The sequence below is a fragment of the Pseudomonas sp. IT-P176 genome (assembly GCF_949767245.1).
Classification (GTDB): Bacteria; Pseudomonadota; Gammaproteobacteria; order Pseudomonadales; family Pseudomonadaceae; genus Aquipseudomonas.
Genome location: NZ_CATKPN010000033.1, coordinates 60,165 through 87,013, shown reverse-complemented (window position 1 = coordinate 87,013; position 26,849 = coordinate 60,165). Strand labels below are relative to the sequence as shown.

Here is a 26,849-nt window from a genome sequence, read left to right as displayed (position 1 = left end):
AGACATGGGCAATATCAAGCAAGACACCATGCCGGTCATCCGCGACGTGCGTGACTTCGACCAACGCTCCGGCAACCGCCTGGAGCGCCTGGTGTTCAACTACCGGCCGCTGTTCATGCTGCTGATGGCGCTGGCGACCCTGGTGCTGGGCTATATGGCCGCCACGCGCCTGGAATTGCGCCCCAGCTTTGAAAAAATGATTCCGCAAAGCCAGCCCTACATCCAGAACTACCTGGAGAACCGCCAGTCCCTGCGCGGCCTGGGCAACTCGGTGCGGGTGGTGGTCGAGACCACCCAGGGCGATATCTTCGACCCGGCCTACCTGGACGTGCTCAAGCAGGTCAATGATCAGTTGTTCCTCACCGAAGGCGTCGACCGCGCCTGGATGAAGTCGTTGTGGAGCCCGGCCGTACGCTGGACTGAAGTCACCGAGGAAGGCTTCCAGGGTGGTCCGGTGATGCCCGATACCTATGAGGGCAAGCCCGAGCAGATCGAGCAGTTGCGCCAGAACATCGCCCGGGCCGGCATCGTCGGCAGCCTGGTGGCCAGTGACTACAAGTCGAGCATGCTGATCATCCCGCTGCTGGACAAGGCCGCCGCCGGTGGCCAGCCGATCAACTACCATGCGTTCTCGCAGATGCTCGAAGAGCAACTGCGCGACAAGATCGAGTATGCCGGCGACAAGGCCGCCCACGCGTCCGGGGAGGAGGGCAAGGGCCCGTACAAGGTCCGGGTGATCGGTTTCGCCAAACTGATGGGCGACCTGATCGATGGCCTGATCCAGGTGATGATGTTCTTCGGCCTGGCGGTAGTGACCTCGCTGCTGATCATCTACCTCTATACCCGTTGCGTGCGCAGCACCTTGCTGGTGGTTGGCTGCTCGCTGATCGCGGTGGTCTGGCAACTGGGCATCGTCGCCTGGCTGGGTTATGCCATCGACCCCTATTCAGTGCTGGTGCCGTTCCTGATCTTCGCCATTGGCGTGTCCCATGCCGCGCAGAAAATGAACGGGATCATGCAGGACATCGCCCGTGGCACCCACAAGTTGATCGCCGCGCGCTACACCTTTCGCCGCCTGTTCATTGCCGGGGTCACCGCACTGCTGGCGGACGCCGTGGGGTTCGCGGTGCTGATGCTGATCGACATCCCGGTGATCAAGGACCTGGCCATCAGCGCCAGCATTGGCGTTGCGGTGTTGATCTTTACCTCCTTGTTGTTGATGCCGGTGGCGCTGTCCTATGTCGGTGTCGGCCGCAAAGCGGCCGAGCGTGCCCTGAAGATCGACACCCGGGCTGACGGCCACAAGGGCTTTGGCAAGCTGTGGGACTGGCTCGACCGTTTCACCAGCGCCAAGTGGGCCACGGGCGCAGTGCTGGTGGCCTTGGTGATGGGCATCGGCGGCTTCATGATCAGCCTGCAGCTGCAGATCGGCGACCTGGAAAGTGGGGCCCCGGAGCTGCGCGCCGATTCTCGCTACAACCGCGACAACGCCTACATCACCCAGCACTACGCGCTGTCCAGCGACCTGTTCGCGGTGATGATCAAGACCGCCCCCGAAGGCTGCCTGAACTACAAGACCCTGGTACTCGCCGACCGACTGGCCTGGGAGCTGCAGCAGTCACCGGGCGTGCAGGCGACCACCTCGCTGGTCAATGCGGTGCGCCAGATCACTGCGGGCACCTATGAGGGCAACCCCAAGCTCAACAGCATCCAGCGCAACCAGGACGTCTTGAACTATGCGGCCCAGCAGGCCTCGGTCAACTCCCCGGAGTTGTTCAACACCGATTGCTCGCTGATGCCGGTGATTGCCTACCTCAAGGACCACAAGGCCCAGACCCTGGATGAGGTGGTGGCCATCGCCGATAAATTCGCCCGCGACAACAGCAGCGAAGATCGCCAGTTCCTGCTGGCCGCCGGCAGCGCCGGGATCGAGGCAGCCACCAATATCGTGGTACGCGAAGCCAATCGCAGCATGCTGCTGTATGTCTACGCGGCGGTCACGCTGTTCTGCCTGATTACCTTCCGCAGTTGGCGGGCAACCCTGGTGGCGCTGCTGCCTTTGGTACTGACCTCGATCCTTTGCGAAGCGCTGATGGTGGTCATGGGCATCGGCGTCAAGGTCGCAACGCTGCCGGTGATCGCCCTGGGTGTGGGGATCGGCGTGGACTACGCCTTGTACCTGCTCAGTGTGCAACTGCAGTACCAGCGCCAGGGCCTGCCATTGGCCCAGGCCTACCGCAATGCCGTGTCGTTCACCGGCCGGGTCGTGGGCCTGGTCGGCATCACCCTGGCCGCCGGCGTGGTGTGCTGGGTCTGGTCGCCGATCAAGTTCCAGGCGGACATGGGCATCCTGCTGACCTTCATGTTCCTGTGGAACATGCTGGGTGCGCTGATCCTGATTCCGGCCCTGTCGTACTTCCTGCTGCGAGACCCGGCGCTGGAGCGTCGGCTGGCAGCCGAAAACCCCGTGGCCCCCGCCGGTGCAACCGGTACATCCCAACGTCAGGGCACACCTGATGCACTGACAACTTGTGAGAAAGCCAACTATGTCTGATTACAAAGCCCCTTTGCGTGACATGCAGTTTGTCCTCAATGAGGTGTTCCAGGTCTCCAGGTTATGGGCGCAATTGCCGGGCCTGGCCGAGGTCATCGATCAAGAGACAGCCGCGGCGATCCTTGAGGAGGCCGGCAAGATCAGTGCACAAGTGATCGCGCCACTCAACCGCAGCAGTGACGAGCAAGGCTGTGGTTGGGACAACGGCAAGGTGACTGCACCCCTGGGGTTCGCCGAGGCGTACCAGGCATTTGCCGAAGGTGGCTGGGTGGGTGTTGGCGGCGATCCGCAGTTTGGTGGCATGGGCATGCCCAAGGCGATTTCGGCCCAGGTCGAGGAGATGGTCAACTCGGCCAGCCTGTCGTTTGGCCTGTACCCGATGCTGACTGCCGGCGCTTGCCTGTCGATCAACGCCCATGCCAGCCAGGCGCTCAAGCAACGCTACCTGCCGAACATGTACGCCGGCACCTGGACCGGTTCGATGTGCCTGACCGAAGCCCATGCGGGCACCGACCTGGGGCTGATTCGCACCCGCGCCGAGCCGGCAGCCGATGGCAGTTACCGGATCAGCGGCAGCAAGATCTTCATCACCGGCGGTGAGCACGACCTGACCGAGAACATCATCCACCTGGTGCTGGCGCGACTGCCGGATGCACCCGCCGGGCCCAAGGGCATTTCCCTGTTCCTGGTGCCCAAGGTGCTGGTCAACGACGACGGCTCACTGGGCGCCAGCAACGAGCTGTCGTGCGGTTCCATCGAGCACAAGATGGGCATCAAGGCTTCCGCCACCTGCGTGATGAACTTCGACGGCGCCACCGGTTGGATCGTCGATGCGCCAAACAAGGGCCTGGCCGCGATGTTCACCATGATGAACTACGAGCGCTTGGGCGTGGGTATCCAGGGCCTGGCGTTGGGTGAACGCTCCTACCAGAACGCGGTCGAGTATGCCCGCGATCGCTTGCAGAGCCGCGCACCAACGGGGCCGCAGGCTACCGACAAGGTCGCCGACCCGATCATCGTGCATGCGGATGTGCGACGCATGTTGCTGACCATGAAAGCTCTCAACGAGGGCGGCCGGGCCTTCTCCAGCTACGTCGCGCTGCAACTGGACACCGCCAAGTACAGCGAAGATTCGGCAACCCGCACTCGCGCCCAGGAGCTGGTGTCCTTGCTGACGCCGGTGGCCAAGGCGTTCCTCACCGACATGGGCCTGGAAACCACGGTGCACGGCCAGCAGGTGTTCGGCGGCCACGGCTACATCCGTGAGTGGGGGCAGGAGCAACTGGTGCGTGATGTGCGGATCACCCAGATCTACGAAGGCACCAACGGCATTCAGTCCCTGGATCTAGCCGGACGCAAGATCGTCGGCAGCGGCGGGGCGCTGTACCGCCTGTTTGCTGCAGAAATTCGCCACTTCATCGCCAATGCCGGGACCGGGACCGACATGGGCAAGTTCTGCAAGCCGCTGGGCGCCGCCGTCGACAACCTCGACGAACTGACCGCCTGGCTGCTGGATCGGGCGCAGGACAACCCGAATGAAATCGGCGCGGCCTCGGTGGAGTACCTGCAAGTGTTCGGCTACACCGCCTACGCCTATATGTGGGCGCTGATGGCCCAGGCGGCCATGGGCAAGGCCAATGAAGACGAGTTCTATGCCAGCAAGCTTTGCACCGCGCGTTTCTATTTCGCCCGCCTGTTGCCGCGCATCCATTCGTTGAGCGCCTCGGTCAGGGCCGGTAGCGCCTGCCTGTATGAACTGCCAGCCACGCAGTTCTGATTGAACGGACAAGGAACCCCAGCATGATCGCGACAAAAATCATTCCACCGGCCGCCGGCGCCTATGCCTATCCTCTGCTGATCAAGCAGTTGCTGCTGTCCGGGGTGCGCTACGAGCCAGGGCGGGAAATCGTCTACGCCGACAAACTGCGCTACAGCTACCAGACCCTCAATAAGCGGATCCGCCGCCTGGCCAACGCCTTGACCGCCGCCGGCGTCAAGGCCGGGGACACCGTGGCCTTGCTCGACTGGGACAGCCACCGCTACCTGGAGTGTTTCTTTGCCGTGCCGATGATCGGCGCGGTACTGCACACCGTGAACATTCGCCTGTCGGCGGAACAGGTGCTCTTCACCATGAACCACGCCGAGGATGACCTGGTGCTGGTGCATGACGACTTCCTGCCCCTGGTCGAACAGTTGCAGGGGCAACTGACGACGGTCAAAGGTTACCTGCAACTGAGCGACGAGACGGCAGCCGACACCTGCCTGCCGGTGGTGGGGGAGTACGAGCAACTGCTGGCCGAGGCCGCGGACCAGTACGACTTCCCCGACTTCGATGAAAACTCGGTGGCGACGCTGTTCTACACCACGGGCACCACCGGCGACCCGAAAGGCGTGTATTTCACCCACCGCCAACTGGTGCTGCACACCCTCAATGCGGTGGGCACCCTGGGGGTCTATCAAGGCCTGCCGCTATTGCGCTCCGATGATGTGTACATGCCCATCACCCCGATGTTCCATGTGCATGCCTGGGGCGTGCCCTATGTCGCCACACTCATGGGCCTCAAGCAGGTGTACCCGGGGCGCTATGAGCCCAATCGCCTGGTGCAGTTGTACCGTGAGGAGAAGGTTACGTTTTCCCACTGTGTGCCGACCATTTTGCAGATGATCCTCAACTGCGAGGCTGGCAAGCACAGTCGTTTTGATGGCTGGAAGATGCTCCTCGGCGGCAGTGCGCTGACCCTGGGCATTGCCAGCGAAGCCAGCACCAGGGGCATCCAGGTGCACAGTGGCTACGGCATGTCGGAAACCTGCCCGGTGCTCTGCACCACCTACCTGCGCACCGAGGACCTGCAGCAACCGATGCAGGACCAACTGGCCACGCGCATCAAGACCGGGGTGCCGGTGCCAATGGTCGACCTGAAAATCATCGATGCCGCAGGCAATGATGTGCCCCACGACGGTGAAGCCCAGGGCGAAATCGTGGTGCGCGCACCCTGGTTGACCCAGGGTTATCTGAAGGAGCCGCAAAAGGGCGCCGAGCTGTGGCAGGGCGGTTGGCTGCACACTGGCGACATGGCATCGATCGACGCCATGGGCGGTGTGGAAATCAAGGACCGGATCAAGGATGTGATCAAGACGGGCGGGGAGTGGATCAGTTCCCTGGAGCTGGAAAGCCTGATCAGCGAGCACACGGCAGTGATGTCGGTGGCAGTGGTGGGCATTGTCGACGAGCAGTGGGGTGAACGGCCCATGGCCCTGGTGGTGTGCGAGCCCGGGCATTACCTTGACCGCAAGATCCTCGAAGCGCACTTACAGAGCTTTGTCGACATCGGGCGGATCAACAAGTGGGCGATCCCCAAGCAATTCAAGTTCGTCAGCGAGATCCCCAAGACCAGCGTCGGCAAGATCAACAAGAAGCTGATCCGCGAGCAAGCAACCAGCTGAAACCCGGGTGGCCGCTGCCGGCGGTCACTCCGTAGCCGCCGGTTTGGCCAGGGAGATGCCGGCGGCTGAAAGGCGCTTGAGGATCTCGAACAGCAGGTCGCTCTTGATCTTGCCGACAACTCTCGGGCTGCTGACATAGCCGGTGACGGTCAGGGTGATGCCGTCGGGCGTCAACTTGCTGAAGCGCACGAAGGGGGCAGGGTGGTCGAGGATGTTCTCGTGTTCGCAGTAGGTGTTGAACAGCAGGTCGTTGACTTGCTCGGGATCGATATCCAGCGCGAAGGTCAGCTCCAGCGTTGCCACCCCCTGGGCGCTACCGCCCAGGGTCACGTTGCGCAGGTTCTGGGAAATCAGCTGGGAATTGGGGACGATCACTATGGAGCGGTCGCTGAGCTGGATTTCCGTGGCCCTGACATTGATCCGCCGAATGTCGCCTTCGACCCCACTGATACTGATCAGGTCGCCGACCTTGACCGGGCGCTCGGTCAGCAGAATCAGGCCGGAGACGAAGTTCTTGACGATCTCCTGCAAACCAAAACCAATGCCCACCGACAATGCACTGACGATCCAGGCCAGGTTGGTCCACTGCACGCCCAGCGATGACAGGGTGAGCAGAATCACCAGGGCGTAACCGATATTGGCAAACAGCGTGCTCAGGGACGCACACATGCCGGGGTCCATCGCGGTCTTGGGCAGGAACTCGTTGTCCAGCCAGCGGCGCAGTGAGCGGATCAGGTAGATGCCAATCAACAACGCCAGCACCGCGTTGAGCAAGTGCCCGGGAATGATGTTCAGTTTGCGCAAGCCCGCACCGCCGAGAATCTCCAGGGCCTGGGCGAACAGTTGGCCGAAGGTGGTGCCAACGCCGCCCACCAGCAGCGCAATCAAGGCGAACAACAGCATGCTCGCGCGGCCAACCCCCGACAGCACAGTCGAAACCTGCTCCAGGCGTGCATCGCCAATCCCCAGCAACTGCTTGAGCGCCTTGCCGCTGGCTTGCCTGGGGGAAAACAGGTACTCGCAAAGGTCCTTGAACAGCTGTATCAGCAGGTAGAAACCGGAGAACACAATGAAGATCCAGACCATTTCATAGGTGATGAACCGGGCCAGCGAGATGTAGCCAATCAACAGCGCCAGCATGGAGACCACGATCGCCAGGCTGGCGAACGCGTACATCAGCCCGGCCAGGGTGGTGCCGGCCTCCGGGGCCTCACCGCTGGCGGCCACGGCCCGGCGGATCTTGCTGGTGCGCAACAGCAGGATCGCAAGGATCAGGGTCACGATCAGCGCAGTCACCCCACGCCCGAAAATCACCGCCTGGGGGCTCATGCCGCTGACGTTGGCGATCTGCGACAGCGTCACCAGGACCAGCAGCACGCCCGCCAGGATCTGCGGAAAGTGTTCCATCGCCAGGGCCACAGGGTCGGCAATCGCCGGCAGTCGCCAGGAAGGATGGCGGGTCGAAAGCAAGGCGCGGCTCAGGCCGGTAATCAGCACGCAGGTGTACACCAGCTTTTCGATTTCTTCGGCCAGGCTTTGCAGCATGGGGGTCAATGGCAGTTGCCGCGTCACCGCATAAAACAGCAACTGCAAGGCGCAGGCAGCGGTCAGCAACGTGGCCAGGATCGACGCCAGTGCCAGGGAACTACGGCGCAACCGGCCTTCGGGCATGCGATGAATGCACACCCAGAACAGCCCCCGCTCAGCGACGCTGCGGCCCAGGGTCCAGACCGCCAGTGCCAGCAGCAGCAACAGACTGCTGACCAGGCGCTGGCCCGGCTGCCACACCGAGGCCAGGGTGGCGCCAATCTCCTGCAGCACCGCACTGAGCCGTTGGCGGTCCGTAGCTTGCGGAGCAATCAACGGCCGCCAGAAATTCGGGCTGAGGATACTGTTGATACGCTGCGTCACTTCGCTTTCCAGCAGACTGCGGCGCAGGGCGGCAATCTGGGTGGTCAGCTCGGTGGCACTGGCCTTGAGCCCGGCCAGGGCTTTCAAACTGCTGTCGAGCTTGTCTTTCTGCTCGATGATATGGATGCGCTGGATCGCAATGCCGGTATTTTCCGGCGCCTGTTCGTCAGCGGAGGCGGGGCCCAGCACCCCCAATTGGGCCTGGAGCTGGGCCTGCACCGGCAGCAGCGCCGACTGCTGCCGCTCGACGTCGTTAAGGTAGGTCTGAATCAAATCCTGCAGGCTGACCAGTTGGGACAGGGTGTCGGCCAGCGACACCTGCTGCTTGAGGCCATCGAGCCGGGCCTGCAAGCCCGGCAACTCATTCTGCGCAACGACGAACGTCGCCTGATCAGCCTTGGCCACCAGGCTGGCTGGGCTGGAGTCCGCGGCCGAGGCAATGGACCCCGACCCGCACAGGACGAGCACCAGCAACCACATCGATTTCCACGCATTGCCCATAGCTGCGCCCGGTCCTGTGGTGTATCACTTGCCCTGGGGCTCAGAACCGTTCGGCGATGTATTTGAACGGATAGTTGATAGTCTTGTACTCGCCGACCTTGCGCTTGGGCAGCCTAACTCGTGGTTGCTTGATAGCTTCGTAGGGAATGTGCTCCAGCAGGTGAGTGATCACATTCAGCCGCACCGACTTCTTGTTCTCCGAGCGGGCCACATGCCAGGGCGCCCACCCCGAATCGGTAGCCTGGAACATCTCGTCGCGCGCACGGGTGTATTCATCCCAACGGTTGTAGGACTTGATATCCATGGGCGAGAGTTTCCAGGTCTTGCGCCCGTCGGTGATGCGCTCCTTGAGGCGACGGCTTTGTTCCTCCGGACTGACCTCCAGCCAGTACTTGAACAGCAGGATCCCGGAGTTGACCATCAGCCGCTCGTAACCCGGCGTCAGCTCAAGGAACCCGCGCGCCTGATCCTCGGTGCAGAACCCCATGACCCGTTCCACACCCGCGCGGTTGTACCAACTGCGGTCGAAAATCACCACTTCGCCAGCGGACGGCATGTGCGGCATATAGCGCTGCAGGTACATCTGCGATTTTTCCCGCTCCGACGGAGCAGGCAAGGCCACCACCCGAAAGATCCGCGGGCTCACGCGCTCAGTCAGCGCCTTGATCGTGCCGCCTTTGCCCGCACCATCACGGCCTTCAAACACAATGACCACCTTGGCCCCCGTGGCAACCACCCATTGCTGCAACTTCACCAGCTCGACATGCAGGGCGGCAAGTTGCTTCTCGTAGTCCTTGCGACCGAGCGGCGCGGGAGGCTGCGCTTTCGCAAGCGCCTGTTTTTTCTTACTCATTAACCAAACTCCGATAAGGATCCGAACTCAAGCGTAGTCAGGATAACCGCACAACGCTAACTGCACCGGACATAGATCAGTAACTGTGGAGTAGGGTGATCGGAAGCGACTCAACGCCCACTGATATATAACTCAACTAAATAGACCTTTAGTTGAGTTATAAGTTATAGGAATATCAAGGGCAGGGCACACCCCGCATTTAATGGATGAACGCTTAAGATGCTCCCTATTATGTAGGAGCGAGCTCGCTCGCGAAGAACATCAACGATAACGCGCAAATCCAGTAAATCCCCATCCATCACCAGCACAACGAACCCGGAAATTGTGGAATAGGGAAATAGCCAACATCGTCAAAAAAGCCGAAAAAGTGCTATTTCCTACAGCAGCCGAAACCACGAAAGGCCCGAAATACAGGGCTTCCAGCGCCTTCAGGTGCATACCAGCAGAACAAATACGGATAAGCGTTCACACGAAGAACCGAGGTCCATATCAATCAGGCTCGGCGCCATGACCGCCACAGAACGGCAACACACGCTGGACGTTGCGGATGGCAAAGACGGATCTACGCCCCAGGATGGTTGAACCCGTAACCACGGCGATCCAGGGCAATAGTAAGACGCCGGGAGGTTTTCATTGCGTACACAACAGAACACCCAGGCCGACGGCCAAGCACGTAAGCGCCACGAACCAATTCACAGCCTGGAAGGTAAAGCAGCCACAGCTGGAACTGACGAGCGCCCAACAGCGCGAAACTATCCAACGTGGTGCTGATGAAAGTACTGAGATCGTCGTTGGCCAACGTAGCGGATCATCACCAGGAACGTGGTGCACAAGAGGCATTGGGATTGCCAGTGACATCGCAAGGCAGCAAGCTGGACCCGGGGGACTGATTAGTAGGTAGTGCCTGTCTTCAAATCTGACCTCCAGAGCCCCTGGGCTCCCCATACGGCACTTCGCATAATGTATATTATGTTAAATGAAGGATATGTTCATCGCACACCACTTCGTAAACCGTCATACGACTCCGCCAATCTGCGGACGATTTCCCTCACGCCGATCCTCAACCGACCTAGCCGCCCACGCGACCAGATCGGCATTACTCAACACAACCCCGTTAACCGTGACAAGCCCTCGCCAACATCATTCGCGCTCTACCCAGCACCGGCGCATCGACCATTGCTCCATCAACCTTGAACGCGGCCTCGCCAGACTCAGCCGCGCTGACCACGCGTTGCGCCCACGCTATTTCTTCAGCACTGGGTGCCAGCGCAGCATGCACCACCGGCACCTGGCGCGGATGGATGCACAAGGCGCCAGCCATGCCCATGTCGCCGCCTCGGCGCATGAACTCGGCCAGTCCGCTGTCGTCCTCGAAGGCTGGATAGACGCTGTCCATTGGCGGTTGCAGGTGGTTCACCCGCGAATGCAGCAACAGCGTAAAACGGGTCTGGTCGAACACGGTTTCAGCGCCTGGGCTGCCAGGTTTCAAACCCAGGTCAAGCGCGAGATCGAGCGCCCCGAACGTCAATCGCTGCACGCCGGCACACGATGCAATGGCGCCTATTGAAAGCACGCCCAGAGCGCTCTCGATGATCGGCCAAACAAGTTTCCCGCTACTTGCAACGTGGTGCACTTGGGCTGCTGATTCGGCCTTTGGTAGCACAATTGCGATCACTCCAGGCTGCTGGCGACAGAGCTCCAGGTCAGCTTCATGTTCAGCGGTTCCTGCCGCATTGATCCGCAGCAGAACGCGGGCATCCGGCTGCTGCTGGAAGAAAGCTGCCAGATGCTCACGGGCCGATGCTTTATCCGCCTGAGCCACCGCATCTTCGAAATCGACAATCACCACGTCGGCACCACTGGCCAACGCCTTGGCAAAACGCTCAGGACGGTTGCCCGGCACAAACAGCGCCGAGCGCACCAACAGACTGGACATAAATACGCCTCCCTCAACCGTTTTGGACAATGCCTGCTTCGCTCAGGCGTTGAATGTCTACTGCGCTGTAACCCAGCTCGGCGAGGACGGCGCCGCTGTGCTCACCCAGCCCCGGTACCGCCGCCATGCGCGGTGCAAATGCGTTGCTGTTGGCCGGCGGCAACAGCGTCGGCAGGTTGCCTACCGGGCTGGCGACTTCTGTCCAGCGGTCTCGTGCCTTGAGCTGCGGATGCTCCCAGACACCTGACATCTCGTTGACCTGGGCGTTGGCGATTTGCGCGGCATCCAGTCTTTCGATAATGGTCGCGGCGTCCAGCTGTGCGAAGACATCGAGGATGATCGCGCGCAAGGCCTGGCGGTTGTCCGAGCGTTTGAAATTGGCGCTGAAGCGTTCGTCGTCTCGCAGCTCGGGACGTTGAAGCACTCGTTCGCAGAATTGCCCCCATTCGCGCTCGTTTTGCAGGCCGATCATCACCGTACCGCCGTCGCCTGACGGGAACGGTCCATAGGGATAAATCGTCGCGTGGGACGCGCCTGTGCGCTGCGGTGGCGTGGCGTCTTCGAAGGCGTAGTACAGCGGGAAGCCCATCCATTCCACCAGGCTTTCCAACATCGAAATCTCGACACGACTGCCCTGCCCGGTCCTGCCCCGCAGCAGCAGTGCCGAGAGAATGCCGCTGTAGGCGTACATGCCGGCAGAAATGTCGGCGATCGAGCAACCCGCCTTGGCCATGCCCTCCTCCGCGGCGTTACCGGTCACGGAGAGAAAGCCGCTTTCGCTCTGGATCAGCAGGTCGTAGGCCTTCTTGTCCTGGTAGGTGCCGCCTTCGCCATAGCCGGAAATGTCGCAGACAATCAGTTGCGGGTAGTCCTTGTGCAGTGCCTCGAACGACAAGCCCATACGCGCGGCGGCGCCCGGTGCAAGGTTCTGTACCAGCACGTCCGCTTGCTGCAGAAGCTGCTCGAGAATGACTTGGGCTTCCTGCTGTTTGAGATCAAGCGCGAGGCTTTCCTTCGAGCGATTGGTCCAGACGAAATGCGAGGCCATGCCGCGCACGCGTTGGTCATAGCCACGGGCGAAGTCGCCGCTGCCAGGACGCTCGACCTTGATCACCCGTGCACCGAGATCCGCCAGTTGCCGCGTGCAGAATGGCGCGGCGATCGCGTGCTCAAGGCTGACCACGGTAATTCCGTCCAGTGGGCGCGGGTTTTCACTGTTCATTGTCCATCTCCATCAAACCACTGAGGTTGGCGGCATCGCGCAAGCGCCAGACGCGTTCGATCAAAATCGCGGATTGATCGCTGTTGAATGCACCGGAAAACGCCAGCAACCTGCGGAACTTGTCCTCCAGTTCAGGACGGCCCAGCGTGTTGTCCGGATCCCCCTTGGGCGAATCGATTGCCCCGCGCAGCAGGCGTCCATCAGTGGTCTGCACTTCAACACGGCCCAGCCAACGCTGCGGATAGGCGCTGTCGACTTCGGCATCCAGTTGCATCGATACCTTGTCGCGAAACGCACTGACCGCCGGGTCGGTCAAGGCCAGTTGCTGAAACTCAGGCAACCCCGCCTTGCCGTGCACGGCGATCAGGCCGAGCACCGTGCCCATGGAAAATTTCGCTTGATGCACGCTCTGCGGCACCGTGACCCGTCCCAACACATCGATAGCCCCTTGATGCACCCGCGTGACCACTCTGGCGATCTGCTGATGGTGCAATTGTTCGCGTTGCATCAACGCCAACAGCGCGTCGGCGGCGGGATGGGTGTGGCGACACGAAGCGTGGTACTTGAAGGAGGTTTCCAACAGTGCCCAGCGGCTGCCGAGGCGGTCGGACAGGCAATGCGGCCGGGCGTCGCTGGACATGCCGGCAGCCATACCCTGCTCGCCCTCAAGGATGTTGCGTGCCCCGGTCAAACCATCGGCGGTCAGGTACGCGGCCAACAAGCCATCGGCGGCAGCCTTGGCGGTGTGCAGCTGTTTGGAATCTGCTGCATCGCGCAGGAACTCCCACAGCCCGGCGGCCTGCGTCCCGGCACTGCCGAGCAAATTGATGAATTGCTCTTCATCGAAATCCATCAACTTGCCGACCGCCACGGCAGCCGCCAGGGTGCCGACTGTCGCGCTAGTGTGGAAAATCCGGTAGTGCGAGCGACCGAGGAATTCGCCGATGCGGATGCCGGCCTCGTAACCGGCCACGGACGCCAACAGCAATTGCGCGCCAGACTTGCCCAGGTCCTGTGCCGCGGCCAGCACCGCGGGAAACACCACGGTGGCCGGGTGCAGCACCGAACTATTGTGCAAGTCGTCCTGCTCGACCAGATGCGAAGCGGCGCCGTTGACCAGTGCGGCAAAGTACGGCGACGTGCCCTTGCCATTGACCACAATGGTCGCCGCACCGTTGGCCGGGCCCATGGTTGCCGCATAGCGCTCGAACAACGGGATCGGATGCGCGCCCTGGCTGGCCAGCGCAGACCCCAACCAATCGAGGAACAGGTCTTCGGTGCGGGCAAGCACCGGTTCCGGTAAATCGGCAAGGCTCAACCGGGCCAGGAACGCCGCCAGTGAACGGGTATGGTTCATGGGTTGCTCCTCAAAAGCTGCGCGGCAGTTCGAGCAGGTGCTCGGCGACGTAGGACAGGATCAGGTTGGTCGAGATCGGCGCGACCTGGTACAGGCGTGTTTCGCGGAATTTGCGCTCGACGTCGTACTCGCAGGCGAAACCGAAACCGCCGTGGGTTTGCAGGCACGCATTGGCGGCTTCCCATGAAGCCTTCGCGGCCAGGTACTTGGCCATGTTGGCGCTGGCGCCAGCGTTGATCCCGCTGTCGTACTCTTCACAGGCGCGCCAGCGCATCAGGTCGGCCGCTTCGATTTCGATATGGGCCTCGGCAATCGGAAATTGCACGCCCTGGTTCTGCCCGATGGGACGGCCGAACACCACGCGGTCGCGGGCATAAGCGCTGGCCTTCTCGACGAACCAGCGACCGTCGCCGATGCACTCGGCCGCGATCAGGGTGCGCTCGGCGTTCAGGCCGTCGAGGATGTATTTGAAGCCCTTGCCCTCCTCCCCGATCAGGCTGTCGGCAGGAATCTGGAGGTTGTCGAAGAACAACTCGTTGGTCTCGTGGTTGACCATGTTGGCGATCGGCTGCACGGTCAGGCCGTTGCCGATGGCTTCACGCAGGTCGACCAGGAAAATCGACATGCCCTCGGACTTTTTCTTCACCTGCGCCAGCGGCGTAGTGCGCGCCAGCAGGATCATCAGGTCGGAATGCTGGATGCGTGAGATCCACACCTTTTGCCCGTTGATCACATACTTGTCGCCCTTGCGCACGGCGCTGGTCTTGATTTTGGTGGTGTCGGTCCCGGTGGTAGGCTCGGTGACGCCCATCGATTGCAGGCGCAATTCGCCGCTGGCGAGTTTCGGCAGGTAATAGCTTTTCTGCGCCTCGCTGCCGTTTCGCAACAGGGTGAACATGTTGTACATCTGCCCGTGCACAGTGCCGGAGTTACCACCGCAACGGTTGACTTCCTCGAGGATCACCGAGGCTTCGGCAAGGCCCAGGCCCGAGCCGCCGTATTGCACCGGGATCATCGCCGCCAGCCAACCGGCCTTGGTCAATGCCTCGACGAAGTCTTCCGGGAAGCCTTTTTGCTCGTCGATTCCACGCCAGTAAGCGGCATCGAATTCAGCGCACAACGCACGCACACCTTCTCGGATCGCATTGAGTTCTTCACTGTGGGGATTCATCGATTTTCCTCGGTTCTTGTTAGGGGGTTGCCAGGCAAAAGCAACCCATCAGTCGAAAGTCAGTTCGGCGCGTTGGGCTATTCCGGCCTCGTTGCCGGCCCACAGTTCAGCTTTGCCGGGCGCGTAGAGACGCCCGCCAACGATGAAGGGCTGCGGCGAAATCAGCGGTCGGATGCCGCGATATTCAAAGCGACGGATATTTGCCTGCGGATTGGCCCGGCAAAAGGCGCGCAGGTTGAGTGTGGCGATCAGAGGTCCTTGCACCACCAGGCTGGGGTAGCCTTCGGTGTCGGTGACATAAGGCCAGTCGTAGTGGATGCGATGGCCGTTGAACGTCACGGCGCTGTAGCGAAACAACAAGGTCGGCGTGGGCGTGACCGACTCCTGCCAACCCGCCAGGGGCAACGCTTCGCCACTGTCGAGTTTGGGTGGGGTCGGATCGCGGTAGACAATGTCCTGCTCCTCGCGAATCGCCAGTTGCCCGTCCTGCATGTAGTCATGACGCAGGGTTGCGAACAGCAGCGAGCCGCTGCGTCCGGTCTTTTCCTCGACCTTCAATACGGTCGTGATACGGGTGGCTTCAGCGCCGACGCGCAGTGGTTGCACAAACTCCACGCGTCCGCCCGCCCACATCCGGTTGCGATTCTGCGCAGGTGGCAGGATTCCACCCCGGGCCGGATGGCCGTCGTCACCAAGACCAGCCTCATCTACCGCAGGTTGAAAGAATGCCCAATGCCACAGCGCCGGCAATGCTTGGCCCGCAGCAGGAGGTTTTTCGCCCAACGTTGCAGCGATGCGCTTGACCAGGCTGGCGCTCAGATGCTCAGTCGTCTGTTCGCTGCGCCCGATCAAGGCGGCATAGGGGGAGTCGGTCATGGAGTTCATGCACAAAAATCCTGTCAGGGCGCGTATGCCCTATGCTCGGATGTTCGTGCGTCGCGCAGAACTCCCCTGCTCGGGGGGGGGGGTACGACAAGCCGTCGTTGAAACGGCTACGGGATAGACGGGTACTCAGCTTTCGAATTGGCTGAGCGTGCAATACAGGTCGAAAGCCAGGTAACGCGACTGCCTGTCGCGCATGACCTTGGCCATCGCCACGTCCGGATCGCGACTGAAAAAAATCCGCCCACGCTGGCTGACGAGGTGATCGAGCAAGCGCTCTTTCTCGCCGATCAGGCATTCGGGGTTGCGGTCATAGCCGCTAGTGACCGCCAGTTCCAACCAATGGCTACCGGGGATCAAGTCACCCGCGAACAGCACCGGCCCACCCGGCATAGCGATTTCCGGCAGCAGTTGCCCGGGGGTGAAACCATCACTGAGGTGAAACTGCCAGCCACTGCCAAGCAGGTCACTGTCGACGCCATTGAGCAACGTCAGGCGAGCGCTGTCTTCCAGTCGGTGAAGCAGTGGCGAGATGAACAGTGCGCGGTCTCGAGGATGTGGCCGACGGGCACGCTCCCAATGACGCTCACCCACCAGGTAGCGGGCGTTCGGGAACAACAGTCGCGGCATGTCGCCGTCCTCGATGGCGCTCAGCAACTGGGACGATAGCCGGGCGTGCAGGTGAACCAACACCACGACATCGATATCGGCCTCGCCCAAGCCATGCTGGGCCAGCGAATCGAGCAGGCCCTTGGGGTGTTGTTGGCAGCGACACGTTCTGGGTAACGGTGCCAGCAGCGCTTCACTGCCAGCCAGCACCAGAATGTTGTTGCCGTTCTCTTGCACCAGCAAGGCACGTGAGGCGAGGCGGATCTGGTTGTCGTGGTCGGGGCGGACCCAGTCGGCCCAGCGCGAGCGCGGAGTATTGCCGAACATCACCCCGCCATCGAGCCTGCGACCCGGGCCGTCCAATGCGCAAATGCGACGGTTCATTGAGTGTTGTACCTTGCGTGAAGATGTCGTTCCAATGCTTACGAGCGCCAGACAGCCGCGAGGTCGTCGCCCTCAAGGCCGGCCATGACCTGGGCCGTGTGCGCGCCGCGAGTCGGAATCGCCCCCGGTGTCGCGACCTGCCCATCGAAGCGCGGCGCAGGGCTGGCTTGCAGCATGCCGTCGCGCTCGAAGTACACGCCCCGCTCCACCATGTGTGGATGTTGCGCGGCTTCACGTGGGCTCAACACCGGTGCAAAGCACGCATCACTGCCTTCAAGCAGGTCACACCAGTGGGCGCGTGGCTGGCTGGCAAATGTCTCGGCCAGCAACCCGCGCAGTTCGGCCCAACGTTGCGCATCCCACTGCTTGGCGAAGCGCGGATCATCCCGCAGGCCGAGTTTTTGCAGCAACAGCGCGTAGAACTGTGGCTCCATCGAGCCCAGCGCGACATATTGGTCGTCGGCGCAGCGATAAGTCGCATAGAAGTGCGAGCCATCGTGAACGCTCTTGCCGCGCTGCTCCTGGAGCAAGCCACGACGCGACAGCGACATCATCAACTGCATCATGTGCGCCGAGCCATCGACGATGGCGGCGTCGACCACCGTGCCCTTGCCGGTCTGCCGGGCCTTGAGGACTCCCGCCAATACACCGACCGCCAGGTACAGCGCGCCGCCGCCGATATCACCGATCAGGGTGATCGGCGATGAAGGTGCTTCTCCAGCGGTACCGCTGTGGTACAGCGCACCGGACAACGCGATGTAATTGTTATCGTGACCGGCGGCGCTGGCCATCGGGCCGTTCTGGCCCCAGCCGGTCATGCGCCCATAAACCAGCCGCGGGTTGCGCGCCTGGCACTCTTGCGGACCGAGGCCAAGACGTTCCATGACGCCGGGGCGCATGCCCTCGATCAAAACGTCAGCGCTCTCGATAAGTTTCAGCACCGCTGCGCGCCCTTCAGGGCTTTTCAGGTCAGCCACCACCGAGCGCTTGCCACGGTTCAGTGGGTTGGCCGGCGCGTTGGCTTCGCCAGTGATCGAGACGGATTCCGCACGCTCGACAGCGATCACCTCCGCGCCCAGATCGGCCAGGTGCATGGCACAGAACGGCCCCGGGCCGATGCCACAGATTTCTACGACTTTGATACCTGACAGCATGTTTTTTCCTTATTTGTCGGGACCTGACAACCGGGCATCAAACGCCCGTGATTGGCCAATAACGTCACCAATACGCTAACAGAGCCCCCCTATCGAACATCCCCCCCGGCATGGGTGGCTACAGGTACAAGTAGGCGTCGCTACTCTCGGCCTTCCTCCGCTGGCAATAACAACAAGACAAAGGAAGACGACATGTTTGCTCTACGTTCTCATTGGGCGCTTCTGGCCACCTGCATGACTGTCCCGGTATTGGCAATGGCCGGCCAGAGCGCGCCGGTCAACCCGTATCTGGCACAGTCCTACAACAACCAGACACACTGGAACGACGGCGCCTCGGACAGCACCGATATTGCCGTACCACGCGGCACCTTCAAGATCACGCCGGACGCCTACCGCGTATTGCCCAATGAATCGGCGAGCCTGATGCAGTACACCGACAAGGTTGGCGACACTGACCTGTACTGGTTCTGGGCGGGTTTTTCGCTGCGCAAGGTGAAGATCGAGGACGACTTCAAATTCACTGAAGTGGCCCGCGTCGACCTGCCGGTCAAACTGCCCAACTACCAGCCGATCACCCCGCAACAGCGCTTGCAGCAGGCCGCCGAGACCCGCAAGTTCCTTGAAGCCAAGGACGAAAAGGGCTTGCTCGACTACATGAGCGCGCAACCCAACCGCATGCTGACCGCCACCGCCGATCAACTCCTCGGTGGGGCCATCTACTCATTGCTGACCCGCGAGGACGCGTTCATCGGCGCCAGCGCCCGTCGAGTATTCCGCATCGACCAGAATGACCATAAAGACCCGGAGTCGGGCATGAAGCTCACCCAGGAAGTGCAACTGCCCGATGCCTTGTTCGATAACGAGAAGACCAAGCGCGGGATGAATATCCCGGTGGACACGACTTTCGGCATGGGCATGACGCCGAACGGCTTCCTGGTGGTCAACACCATGGGCGGCACCGTAGCCACCCTTGATCGCACCACCCTGAAACTGATCGACAGCTACCGCGTGGAAGGTAGCGACGAGCTGTTCCTCAACTCCTTCGCTACCGGCCCGGAAGTCGATGGTGGCGCGGTGTACGTGGCGTCCAACCAGAATATGTATCGCCTGGTGGTCGATAAACAGGGCAAGATCCACGCCGACGAAGCCAGCGGTGCGTGGAAAGCGCCTTACGAGCGCGGCCCGCGCTTCACTTCGATCAAGATCGCCGACGGCACCGGCGCCACCCCTACCCTGATGGGTTACGGCCCGGATGAAGACAAGCTGGTGGTGTTCACCGACGGCGCGAAAAAAATGAACCTGGTCGCCATGTGGCGCGACCAGATCCCGGCTGGCTGGAAGCAAAAACCCGGCACCTCGTCGCCGCGCGTTGCCGATCAGCGTGAAGTCGACCTGGGGGCAGACATTACTACCGTGCAATCGGAACAATCGGTCGCGGTGTACGACGGCCACGCCTTTGTGGTCAACAACATTCCGGCCGTGGAAAAACCGGTGCTGTCCAAGTCCGGCTACTACGTGACCATGCTCAACGGCATGACCCGTCCGGCGCCCAGTGGCGTGGCCATGTTCAAGTGGGACAACGCCAAGGACCAGTGGAGTACTCTGTGGACGCGTAACGATGTCGGCTCGATTTCGATCGTGCCAATGATCAGCGGTGGCAGCCGCATGGCGTTGATCAACGGCTTCTACTCTGACCGCCTGGGCGAAGGCTTCCACCTCGGCATGGACCTCGATACCGGCAAGACCGTCCTGGAAATCGCCACCGGCAGCGACCCGATCTTCAACGGCATGTACGCGCCACTGAAAGTCGATAAACAAGGCCGGATCATGTACGGCATGGCCTTTGGCATGGTGTTGATGGACACCAACCGCATGCAGAAAGTCGACCAGGTTGCCAAACAGTAGGCGCGAGCCTGCTCGCGAAAAACGCCAACGATGACGCGTATTCCCTGGGTATACGCGCGCATTTGAGAGCATCGTCAAGTACGCCGGCCTTCGTTGAAGGCCGGCGTTTTCTATGACTGCTACATCGATGTTGGCTGTGCCGACCTCATCGCGGGCAAGCCCGCTCCCACAGTGGTTCTGGGTGTTCGCACATTTTGGGTACAACCACTCAACCTGTGGGAGCTGGCTTGCCAGCGATAGCGGTATGTCAGGCACTATCGATGTTGAATTGACCGGCCTCATCGCTAGCAGGCTAGCTGCTCTCACAGTGGTTCTGGGTGTTCGCACATTTTGGGTACACCCACTCAACCTGTGGGAGCTGGCTTGCCAGCGATAGCGGTATGTCAGGCACTATCGATGTTGGCTTTGCCGGCCCCATCGCGGGCAAGCCCGCTCTCACAGTGGTTCTGGGTGTTCACAGATTTTGGGTACACCCACTCAACCTGTGGGAGCTGGCTTGCCAGCGATAGCGGTATGTCAGGCACTATCGAAGTTGGCTTTGCCGGCCCCATCGCGGGCAAGCCCGCTCCCACAGTGGTTCTGGGGTGTTCGCACATTTTGGGTACACCCACTCAACCTGTGGGAGCTGGCTTGCCAGCGATAGCGGTATGTCAGGCACTATCGATGTTGAATTGACCGGCCTCATCGCTAGCAGGCTAGCTCCCACCAATGGCAGTACCCGCTGCAAAATGGCCAATAAAAAACCGGGCACTAGGCCTAATGCCCGGCAAAAAGGACAACGCTCAGTCGCCGGCGCACTCCTTGAAGAATGCCCCGGCGGACAAATCAAGCGCGACCGTACAGCGTCACAACACAAGCCCCCCCCAACCCAAGGTTGTGCGCCAATGCGACATTCACACCTTCGACCTGACGTTTGTCCGCATGACCGCGCAACTGCTGGGTCAATTCATAGCATTGCGCCAGGCCAGTAGCACCCAGCGGATGCCCTTTGGACAGCAGGCCGCCAGACGGGTTGGTAACCACCTGGCCGCCGTAAGTGTTGGCGCCAGCGAGCACAAACTTCTCGGCGCCGCCGACATCGCACAGGCCCAGGGATTCGTAGGTCAGCAGCTCGTTGTGGGCGAAGCAGTCATGCATCTCGGCAACACGGATATCCAGCGGATCCACGCCGGACTTCTCGTACACTTCCTTGGCCGCACGTTGCGCCATGTCGAAACCCACTACCTCGATCATCGATCGCGATTCAAAGCACACCGGCTTGTCGGTGGTCATCGACTGGGCAAGGATCACCACATCGGTACGCAGGTTATGTTTCTTGGCAAAGGCTTCGCTGCAGATGATCGCCGCCGCCGCACCGCAAGTCGGTGGGCAGGCCATCAGGCGGGTCATCACACCCGGCCACATCACCATGTCGTTCATCACGTCTTCAGTGGTCACCACTTTGCGGAACAGCGCCAGCGGGTTGTTGGCGGCATGGCGACTGGCCTTGGCGCGAATTGCCGCAAAGGTGCTCATTTGCGTGCCGTACTTTTGCATGTGCTCGCGCCCGGCGCCGCCGAACATCCGCAGGGCACTGGGGATTTCCACGTCAGCGGTCAGCTCATCGATGACCGACTGGGTCATGTGAGTGGTCGCTCGTGGGCGATCGTCCCAATTGCCTTTCAGGGCGCCGGGTTGCATCTGCTCGAAGCCAAATGCCAGGGCACATTCGACTGCACCGCTTTCCACTGCCTGCCGTGCGAGGAACAAGGCGCTGGAGCCGGTGGCGCAGTTGTTGTTGACGTTGATTACCGGGATGCCACTCATACCTACTTCATAGAGGGCGGCCTGGCCACTGGTGGAATCGCCGTAAACGTAACCCGCATAGGCTTGCTGGACCAATCGGTAATCCACACCGGAATCCTGCAAGGCAAGGCGAATCGCCTGCGAGCCCATTTCAATGTAAGTACCGCTGGTACCGGGTTTGACAAACGGGATCATGCCAACGCCGACAACATAAGGTTTTTGCGACATTACTCTTCTCCAGATTCAGTGAAAGTGACTCAGGGGGCAGTCGTTCGCCCTCTTGCGAGGACGAACAGCGATGGGCCTGAATGGCTTAGCGGATGCCGGCGTTGCGCAGTGCTGCCGGGGTGAAGTCGTTCATGGACGGCTGGTAGGCGTAGTCGGGACCGCGCTTGTTCTCGTTGCCCAGGTTCGACACCAGGTACCGACCGGCCAGCAAGTCATAGACGCCCATCGCGGCGTACACCGCGACGCCCTGCTTGTAATCGTTGACCAGATACCCTTCGCTCACACGCCACAGCGCACCGCGACCGTCGTACTGGTCGATTTCAACCGCCGCCCAAGTGTCTTCGTCGAAGTACATGCGACGCTTGGCGTAAATGTGGCGCTGGCCAGGCTTGAGGGTGCCCTCCACTTCCCAAACGCGGTGCAGCTCATAGCGGGTCAGGTCCTGGTTGATGTGGCCGGGCTTGACGATGTCCGCGTACTTCAACTTCGGCGATTGCAGCAGGTAGTTGTTGTAGGGCACGTAGACTTCTTTTTTGCCGATCAGCTTCCAGTCGTAGCGATCCGGCGCACCGTTGTACATGTCGGCGTTATCAGCCACGCGCATGCCATCCGCCGCAGTCCCCGGACCGTCATAGGCCACTTGCGGTGCACGCCGCACGCGGCGTTGGCCGGCGTTGTAGGCCCAGGCCATGCGCGGTTCCTTGATCTGGTCGAGGGTTTCATGGATCAGCAGCACACCACCGGCCAGACGCGACGGCGCGGTTACGGTTTGCTTGGTGTAGAACAGGATGTTGGCGCTGTCCTCGGGCTTGGCGTCGCTCATTTTCCACGGCAGCCCCGTGGCAAACTCAATTTGCACCGGGGTGTAGTCACCGTTGACCTGTGGCGTGGCCTGCATCTGACGACTGATGTAGTTGTTGCCGCGAGAACGGGTCAAGTGGTTCCACACCACCTCAAGGCCAGTCTTGGGAATCGGGAAGGCGTAATAGTGGGACTGCTCGAAGTTCTTCAACGAGTAGCCATCGTTGGTCGACTCGGTGGTCACCGCGCTTTTCTTCGCCGCATCGTAAACCTCTTGCGGCGCCGAGGCGGTGCGCTGGGTCTTGTACACCGGAATCTTGTAGGTGTTGGGATAGCGCTGGAACATCGCCTGTTGCCCGGCCGTCAGCTTGTCCTTGTACTGCGCGGCGTTGGCGGCGGTGATCACGAACTGCGGTTTTTCCCCTTCGAAGGGGTTGCCGAGAAAGTCATTGGTCATCGGCGCGGCGTCGGGCTTCAGGCCACCGGTCCAGGCGGGAATGGTGCCGCTGGCATTGCCGGCTTTCTCGCCGCCAAGGGGAGTCAGTGTGGTGCCCAATTGTGCGGCTTCCTGTGGGGAAACAGCCGCCATGACGCTGGAAGCGATCAGGCTGAGGGTCAAGGTGCAGGCTTTCATCAGAGTGCTGGATTGCATTTTTATTATCTCCGTCTGATCAGTGTCAGAAGTTCACGCCGAAGCTGAGGGCGACATAGTCGCGATCAGTGTTGGTATTCCACTTTCCGCCGAAGTAGTCGGTGTAACTGAGGCTTGCGGTGTAGGTGTTCAAGTAGTCGGCATCGAGCCCGAGGCTGATGGCCTTGTTGCCCTCCTCGAAGTTGGGCCCTACGCCGTCGACGTCATGGGACCAGGCCAGGTTGGGCGAGAGGTTGATACCGGCAATCACGTTGGGGTAATCCAGCTTGCCGCGCAGGCGATAGCCCCAGGAGTCGCTGGTGTAGAACCCATGGCTGTTGCATTCCTGCTGCGGGTTGCTTGGGCGGGTGGCGCCGGGCTGACCTGGCACCGGCGTGTTCTGCCCGACGCAGACAGCCTGGTTGACCAGTTGCCCGGCGCCGAACACGGTGCTACGGCCAAAACGCTCTTCAGTACCATCACTGGCGCCCAGGCCATTGATGTGGTTGTAGCCCACCTCGCCTACCAGCGTCAGGCGCGAGGAACCAAGGATCTGGTCGAAGAATTGCGTAGCGCTCATCTGCGCTTGCAACACGGGCATGCGCTTGTAGCCGTCGACGCTGGCCCCGGCGACATTGGAGGACTGGCCACTGATGAACAGCGGCGAAGACGCGTTGCCCACGGCCGCCAGGTTGATGTCGGCGCCGTTGAGGTTCAGCGGCATGTTCGGCCGGAAACTCACCTCGCCCCCCAGCGACGTGCCCATTACGTTGGTCGCGAAGCTCAGGCCATACAGGCGCACATCCTCGGGATAGACCACGTTGTAGCTAGCGCTGCGAATCGCCGCTACCGCGTTGGCGCTGCTGGTAGCGCGGGTGAAACTCAGGCTGGGATTGCGGCTGTGGTAGTTCATGACATAGGCACCGAACTCGGTGTCGTTCAGTTCGGCGGCAAACCAGCGCAGGGCCAGGCCGAACTGGCCGCTGTCGCGGGCATCCTGGGTCTTGGTGCGCGGAATGTAGGCATCGTCGAACAGTCCAGGTGCGCCGGTGTTGTTGGCCACACCGGGCGGCAGATCGAGGCCAGCCAGCACGGCGCGGTCATTACAGCCTTCAGGCGTCACATCATTGCCGAAAAAGGTGCCGCAGTTGTCGATCACCGAGGGCGCCCATTCGATCTGGTAGAAGGCTTCGGCGGTAACGTTCTCAGTCAGTCCCTGGGATACATAGAGCATGTTCACCGGGATCAAGCCTTCCTTGACCTCGGCCCCCGGGCGGCGCAAAGCAGCGACGTCGATCGGGTTGATGCTGTTGATCGAGTTGCCGATGAAGGTGCTTTCGCCCCAACTCACCACCTGCTTGCCCAGGCGCACGTTGCCCTGCAAATCGTCGAGGGTGTAGTTGTGATAGACAAAGCTGTCGAGAAACATCGCCCCCGACGACTTGGCGGCACGCTGGCGGCCATGATCGTCGATGTCATAGAACGGACGGCTCTCGTCCATCAGCTCAAAGTCATACCAGTACTTGCCACGCACGAAGGCGCCGCTGTCGCCATATTTCAGTTCCAGGTCATGCACACCCTTGAAGATCTTCGAGAAGGTCTCGCCCTTCTTGAAGTTCAAGCGATTGTCATCGTTGGTGCGTGCTGACGCGTTGCCCCTGGTGCCTTGCGAATTAAAGTTGGAAATGAAATCGGGGTCAGGTCCGCGAACCGCCCAACTGGCGCCAACGGACAGTGACGAGTCGAAGCTGCCCTCGATCTCACCGATGCTGAAATCCTTGGCAAAGGCCTCTGGGGCAATGGTTGCAGCGACGGCGACTGCCAGCAGGTGTGGATAGCAAACTCCACGCATTTTCGAAATACTCATGCGTTTTCTCCGGTGCATTGGCGTAGGGAGATCTAGCCACCTACTAGCGGGCGGCTTTTATTGAGGTGTTGTAGGTAGCGAGGGTCGATCAGGCGATGCCGCGCTGCCGGTTATCCCAGAACGGCTTGCGTAGCTCGGTCTTGAGCACCTTGCCAACACTGGTCAGCGGCAACGTCTCGCGGAACTCGACGCTGCGCGGCACCTTGTAGCCAGCGATCCGCTCGCGGCAGTGGGCGATGATCTGTTCCTGGCTGGCGTGGACACCGGGCTTGAGAATGATCACCGCATGCACCGTCTCGCCCCACTTGGTGCTCGGAATTCCGATTACCGCGCTTTGCGCCACAGCAGGATGACTGCCGATGGCTGCTTCTACTTCACCGCAGTAAACGTTCTCGCCGCCGCTGACCACCATGTCCTTGAGACGGTCGCAGACGTAGATGAAACCGTCTTCGTCCATGTAGCCGCCGTCACCGGTGTGCATCCAGCCGCCACGCAACGCTTCGGCGGTGGCTTCGGGTTTCTTCCAGTAACCGAGCATCACGTTCGGGCCACGCACGATGATTTCGCCGACCGTACCGCGCGGCACTTCGTTGTCGTTGGTATCGACGATGCGGATTTCTACACAGAGCACTGGCAGGCCCGCCGAATACATCTTGCCGCTGGCCTGGTGCTCGGCGCTGTGGTACTCGGTGTCGAGGATTGCGGCGGCCGGTGACAATTCGGTCATGCCGTAGCCCTGGGAGAATTCAGCACCGGTGAACACTTTGCAGGCGCGGTCAAGCAAGGCCGGGGTGATCGTCGACGCCCCATAGACGATGCGTTTCAAGGAACTGACATCAAGTGCCTGGCCGTGCTCCTGGTGCCAGTCCAGCAGCATTTGAATCATCGTCGGTGCCAGCAGGATTTCATCGGCTTTCTCGCGCTCGATGGCTTGCAGAACCCCCTGCGCAGAGAACGTCTGCAGCACCGCGTGGGTGCCTCCAGAGATGAACAGTGCTGACATCGCCGCAAAATCGGCGAGGTGGAACATCGGCATCGCGTGCAGGAAAACTGCGCCTTTTTGGCAGCGTCCCATCGTCAGGGAGTTCAACGCCGAGAATGCGACGTTGTTATGGCTGAGCATCACACCCTTGGGATCGCCCGTGGTGCCGCCGGTGTAGAAAATACCGAGCAAGGCGTCACCGCTGCGGCGGGCATCTTCCACTGGCTCGCTGATCTCGATCAGCGTTTCATAGTTGAGCATTCCTGCCGGGGTCTCGCCGTCACCGGCGTAGATCACCACGCGCACGGTTTTCGCTTGTGCCTGCACCTGGGCGCCCAGGGTTTTGTGGTGATCGTCGACGATCAGCACGCTGGTTTCCGAGTCGTCCAGCGAGTAGATGATCTCCGCTGCACTCCAGCGAAAGTTCACCGGGTTGACCACGGCATCAGCCCACGGCACAGCCTGGTAATACTCGATGAACCGTTGCGAGTTGAACGACAGCATCGCCACGCGATCGCCGCTGGCGACCCCCAGGCCTTTGAGCGCACTGGCCAGGCGCGCCACGCGGTCACCGAACTCGGCGTAGGTGATGCGCCGACCCTGGGAGCGGATCGCCACGGCATTGGGACGTTGCTGCAGATGACGGTGCAGCCCTTGAGTGATGTACATGAA

Annotated in this window: 17 protein-coding genes; 4 read left to right on the top strand and 13 right to left on the bottom strand. The window is 61.1% G+C overall.

The window, feature by feature from the left end; genetic code table 11:
- Nucleotides 1-4: 4 nt before the first annotated feature.
- The 3 genes from ACM6IP_RS05570 to ACM6IP_RS05560 are packed head-to-tail and all read left to right on the top strand — an operon-like array spanning nt 5 to nt 5,998.
- Nucleotides 5-2,554 (top strand): efflux RND transporter permease subunit, encoded by a 2,550-nt coding sequence (locus ACM6IP_RS05570; RefSeq protein WP_159995972.1) that lies wholly within the window; start codon nt 5-7, stop codon nt 2,552-2,554.
- Nucleotides 2,547-4,331: an acyl-CoA dehydrogenase C-terminal domain-containing protein gene (locus ACM6IP_RS05565; RefSeq protein WP_414861130.1), complete on the top strand. Its 1,785-nt coding sequence runs from the start codon at nt 2,547-2,549 to the stop codon at nt 4,329-4,331. Before ACM6IP_RS05570 ends, ACM6IP_RS05565 begins: the two co-directional genes overlap by 8 nt.
- Before the next feature lie 23 nt (nt 4,332-4,354).
- Nucleotides 4,355-5,998, top strand: coding sequence for a fatty acid--CoA ligase (locus ACM6IP_RS05560; protein WP_414861129.1), 1,644 nt, complete (start codon nt 4,355-4,357; stop codon nt 5,996-5,998).
- 24 nt (nt 5,999-6,022) lie between these two features.
- On the opposite strand, the gene ACM6IP_RS05555 is transcribed toward ACM6IP_RS05560, so the two are convergent.
- The 9 genes from ACM6IP_RS05555 to ACM6IP_RS05515 all read right to left on the bottom strand — a co-directional run bounded on the left by ACM6IP_RS05555 (nt 6,023) and on the right by ACM6IP_RS05515 (nt 17,978).
- Nucleotides 6,023-8,410, bottom strand: coding sequence for a DUF3772 domain-containing protein (locus tag ACM6IP_RS05555; RefSeq protein ID WP_414861128.1), 2,388 nt, complete (start codon nt 8,408-8,410; stop codon nt 6,023-6,025).
- Between the two features lie 40 nt (nt 8,411-8,450).
- Complete coding sequence (gene ppk2, locus ACM6IP_RS05550; RefSeq protein WP_095170084.1) at nt 8,451-9,263, bottom strand: polyphosphate kinase 2; 813 nt, start codon at nt 9,261-9,263, stop codon at nt 8,451-8,453.
- Between the two features lie 1,114 nt (nt 9,264-10,377).
- Nucleotides 10,378-11,199 carry an HpcH/HpaI aldolase/citrate lyase family protein gene (locus tag ACM6IP_RS05545; RefSeq protein ID WP_414861127.1) on the bottom strand — a complete coding sequence of 274 codons (822 nt, stop codon included), beginning with the start codon at nt 11,197-11,199 and terminating at the stop codon, nt 10,378-10,380.
- Nucleotides 11,200-11,212: 13 nt separating this feature from the next.
- Nucleotides 11,213-12,421 (bottom strand): CaiB/BaiF CoA transferase family protein, encoded by a 1,209-nt coding sequence (locus ACM6IP_RS05540; protein ID WP_414861126.1) that lies wholly within the window; start codon nt 12,419-12,421, stop codon nt 11,213-11,215.
- On the bottom strand, nt 12,411-13,778 hold the full coding sequence (locus tag ACM6IP_RS05535) for an MmgE/PrpD family protein (RefSeq protein ID WP_414861125.1): 1,368 nt from the start codon (nt 13,776-13,778) through the stop codon (nt 12,411-12,413). The genes ACM6IP_RS05540 and ACM6IP_RS05535 overlap by 11 nt, the downstream gene beginning before the upstream one ends.
- Before the next feature lie 10 nt (nt 13,779-13,788).
- Nucleotides 13,789-14,949: an acyl-CoA dehydrogenase family protein gene (locus ACM6IP_RS05530; protein WP_414861124.1), complete on the bottom strand. Its 1,161-nt coding sequence runs from the start codon at nt 14,947-14,949 to the stop codon at nt 13,789-13,791.
- Nucleotides 14,950-14,997: 48 nt separating this feature from the next.
- Complete coding sequence (locus ACM6IP_RS05525) at nt 14,998-15,825, bottom strand: MaoC family dehydratase N-terminal domain-containing protein (protein WP_414861131.1); 828 nt, start codon at nt 15,823-15,825, stop codon at nt 14,998-15,000.
- Between the two features lie 135 nt (nt 15,826-15,960).
- Nucleotides 15,961-16,824 (bottom strand): MBL fold metallo-hydrolase, encoded by an 864-nt coding sequence (locus ACM6IP_RS05520; RefSeq protein WP_414861123.1) that lies wholly within the window; start codon nt 16,822-16,824, stop codon nt 15,961-15,963.
- 38 nt (nt 16,825-16,862) lie between these two features.
- Complete coding sequence (locus ACM6IP_RS05515) at nt 16,863-17,978, bottom strand: CaiB/BaiF CoA transferase family protein (protein ID WP_414861122.1); 1,116 nt, start codon at nt 17,976-17,978, stop codon at nt 16,863-16,865.
- Between the two features lie 192 nt (nt 17,979-18,170).
- On the opposite strand from ACM6IP_RS05515, the gene ACM6IP_RS05510 reads away from it, so the two are divergent.
- Complete coding sequence (locus ACM6IP_RS05510; protein WP_414861121.1) at nt 18,171-19,883, top strand: hypothetical protein; 1,713 nt, start codon at nt 18,171-18,173, stop codon at nt 19,881-19,883.
- 825 nt (nt 19,884-20,708) lie between these two features.
- Here ACM6IP_RS05510 and ACM6IP_RS05505 read toward each other — a convergent pair.
- The 4 genes from ACM6IP_RS05505 to ACM6IP_RS05490 all read right to left on the bottom strand — a co-directional run bounded on the left by ACM6IP_RS05505 (nt 20,709) and on the right by ACM6IP_RS05490 (nt 26,846).
- Nucleotides 20,709-21,896, bottom strand: coding sequence for a lipid-transfer protein (locus ACM6IP_RS05505; RefSeq protein WP_095170077.1), 1,188 nt, complete (start codon nt 21,894-21,896; stop codon nt 20,709-20,711).
- A gap of 85 nt (nt 21,897-21,981) precedes the next feature.
- Complete coding sequence (locus ACM6IP_RS05500) at nt 21,982-23,349, bottom strand: DUF1329 domain-containing protein (RefSeq protein WP_414861120.1); 1,368 nt, start codon at nt 23,347-23,349, stop codon at nt 21,982-21,984.
- A gap of 25 nt (nt 23,350-23,374) precedes the next feature.
- Nucleotides 23,375-25,195: a DUF1302 domain-containing protein gene (locus ACM6IP_RS05495; RefSeq protein ID WP_414861119.1), complete on the bottom strand. Its 1,821-nt coding sequence runs from the start codon at nt 25,193-25,195 to the stop codon at nt 23,375-23,377.
- 88 nt (nt 25,196-25,283) lie between these two features.
- Complete coding sequence (locus ACM6IP_RS05490) at nt 25,284-26,846, bottom strand: long-chain-fatty-acid--CoA ligase (protein ID WP_414861118.1); 1,563 nt, start codon at nt 26,844-26,846, stop codon at nt 25,284-25,286.
- Nucleotides 26,847-26,849: the final 3 nt, after the last annotated feature.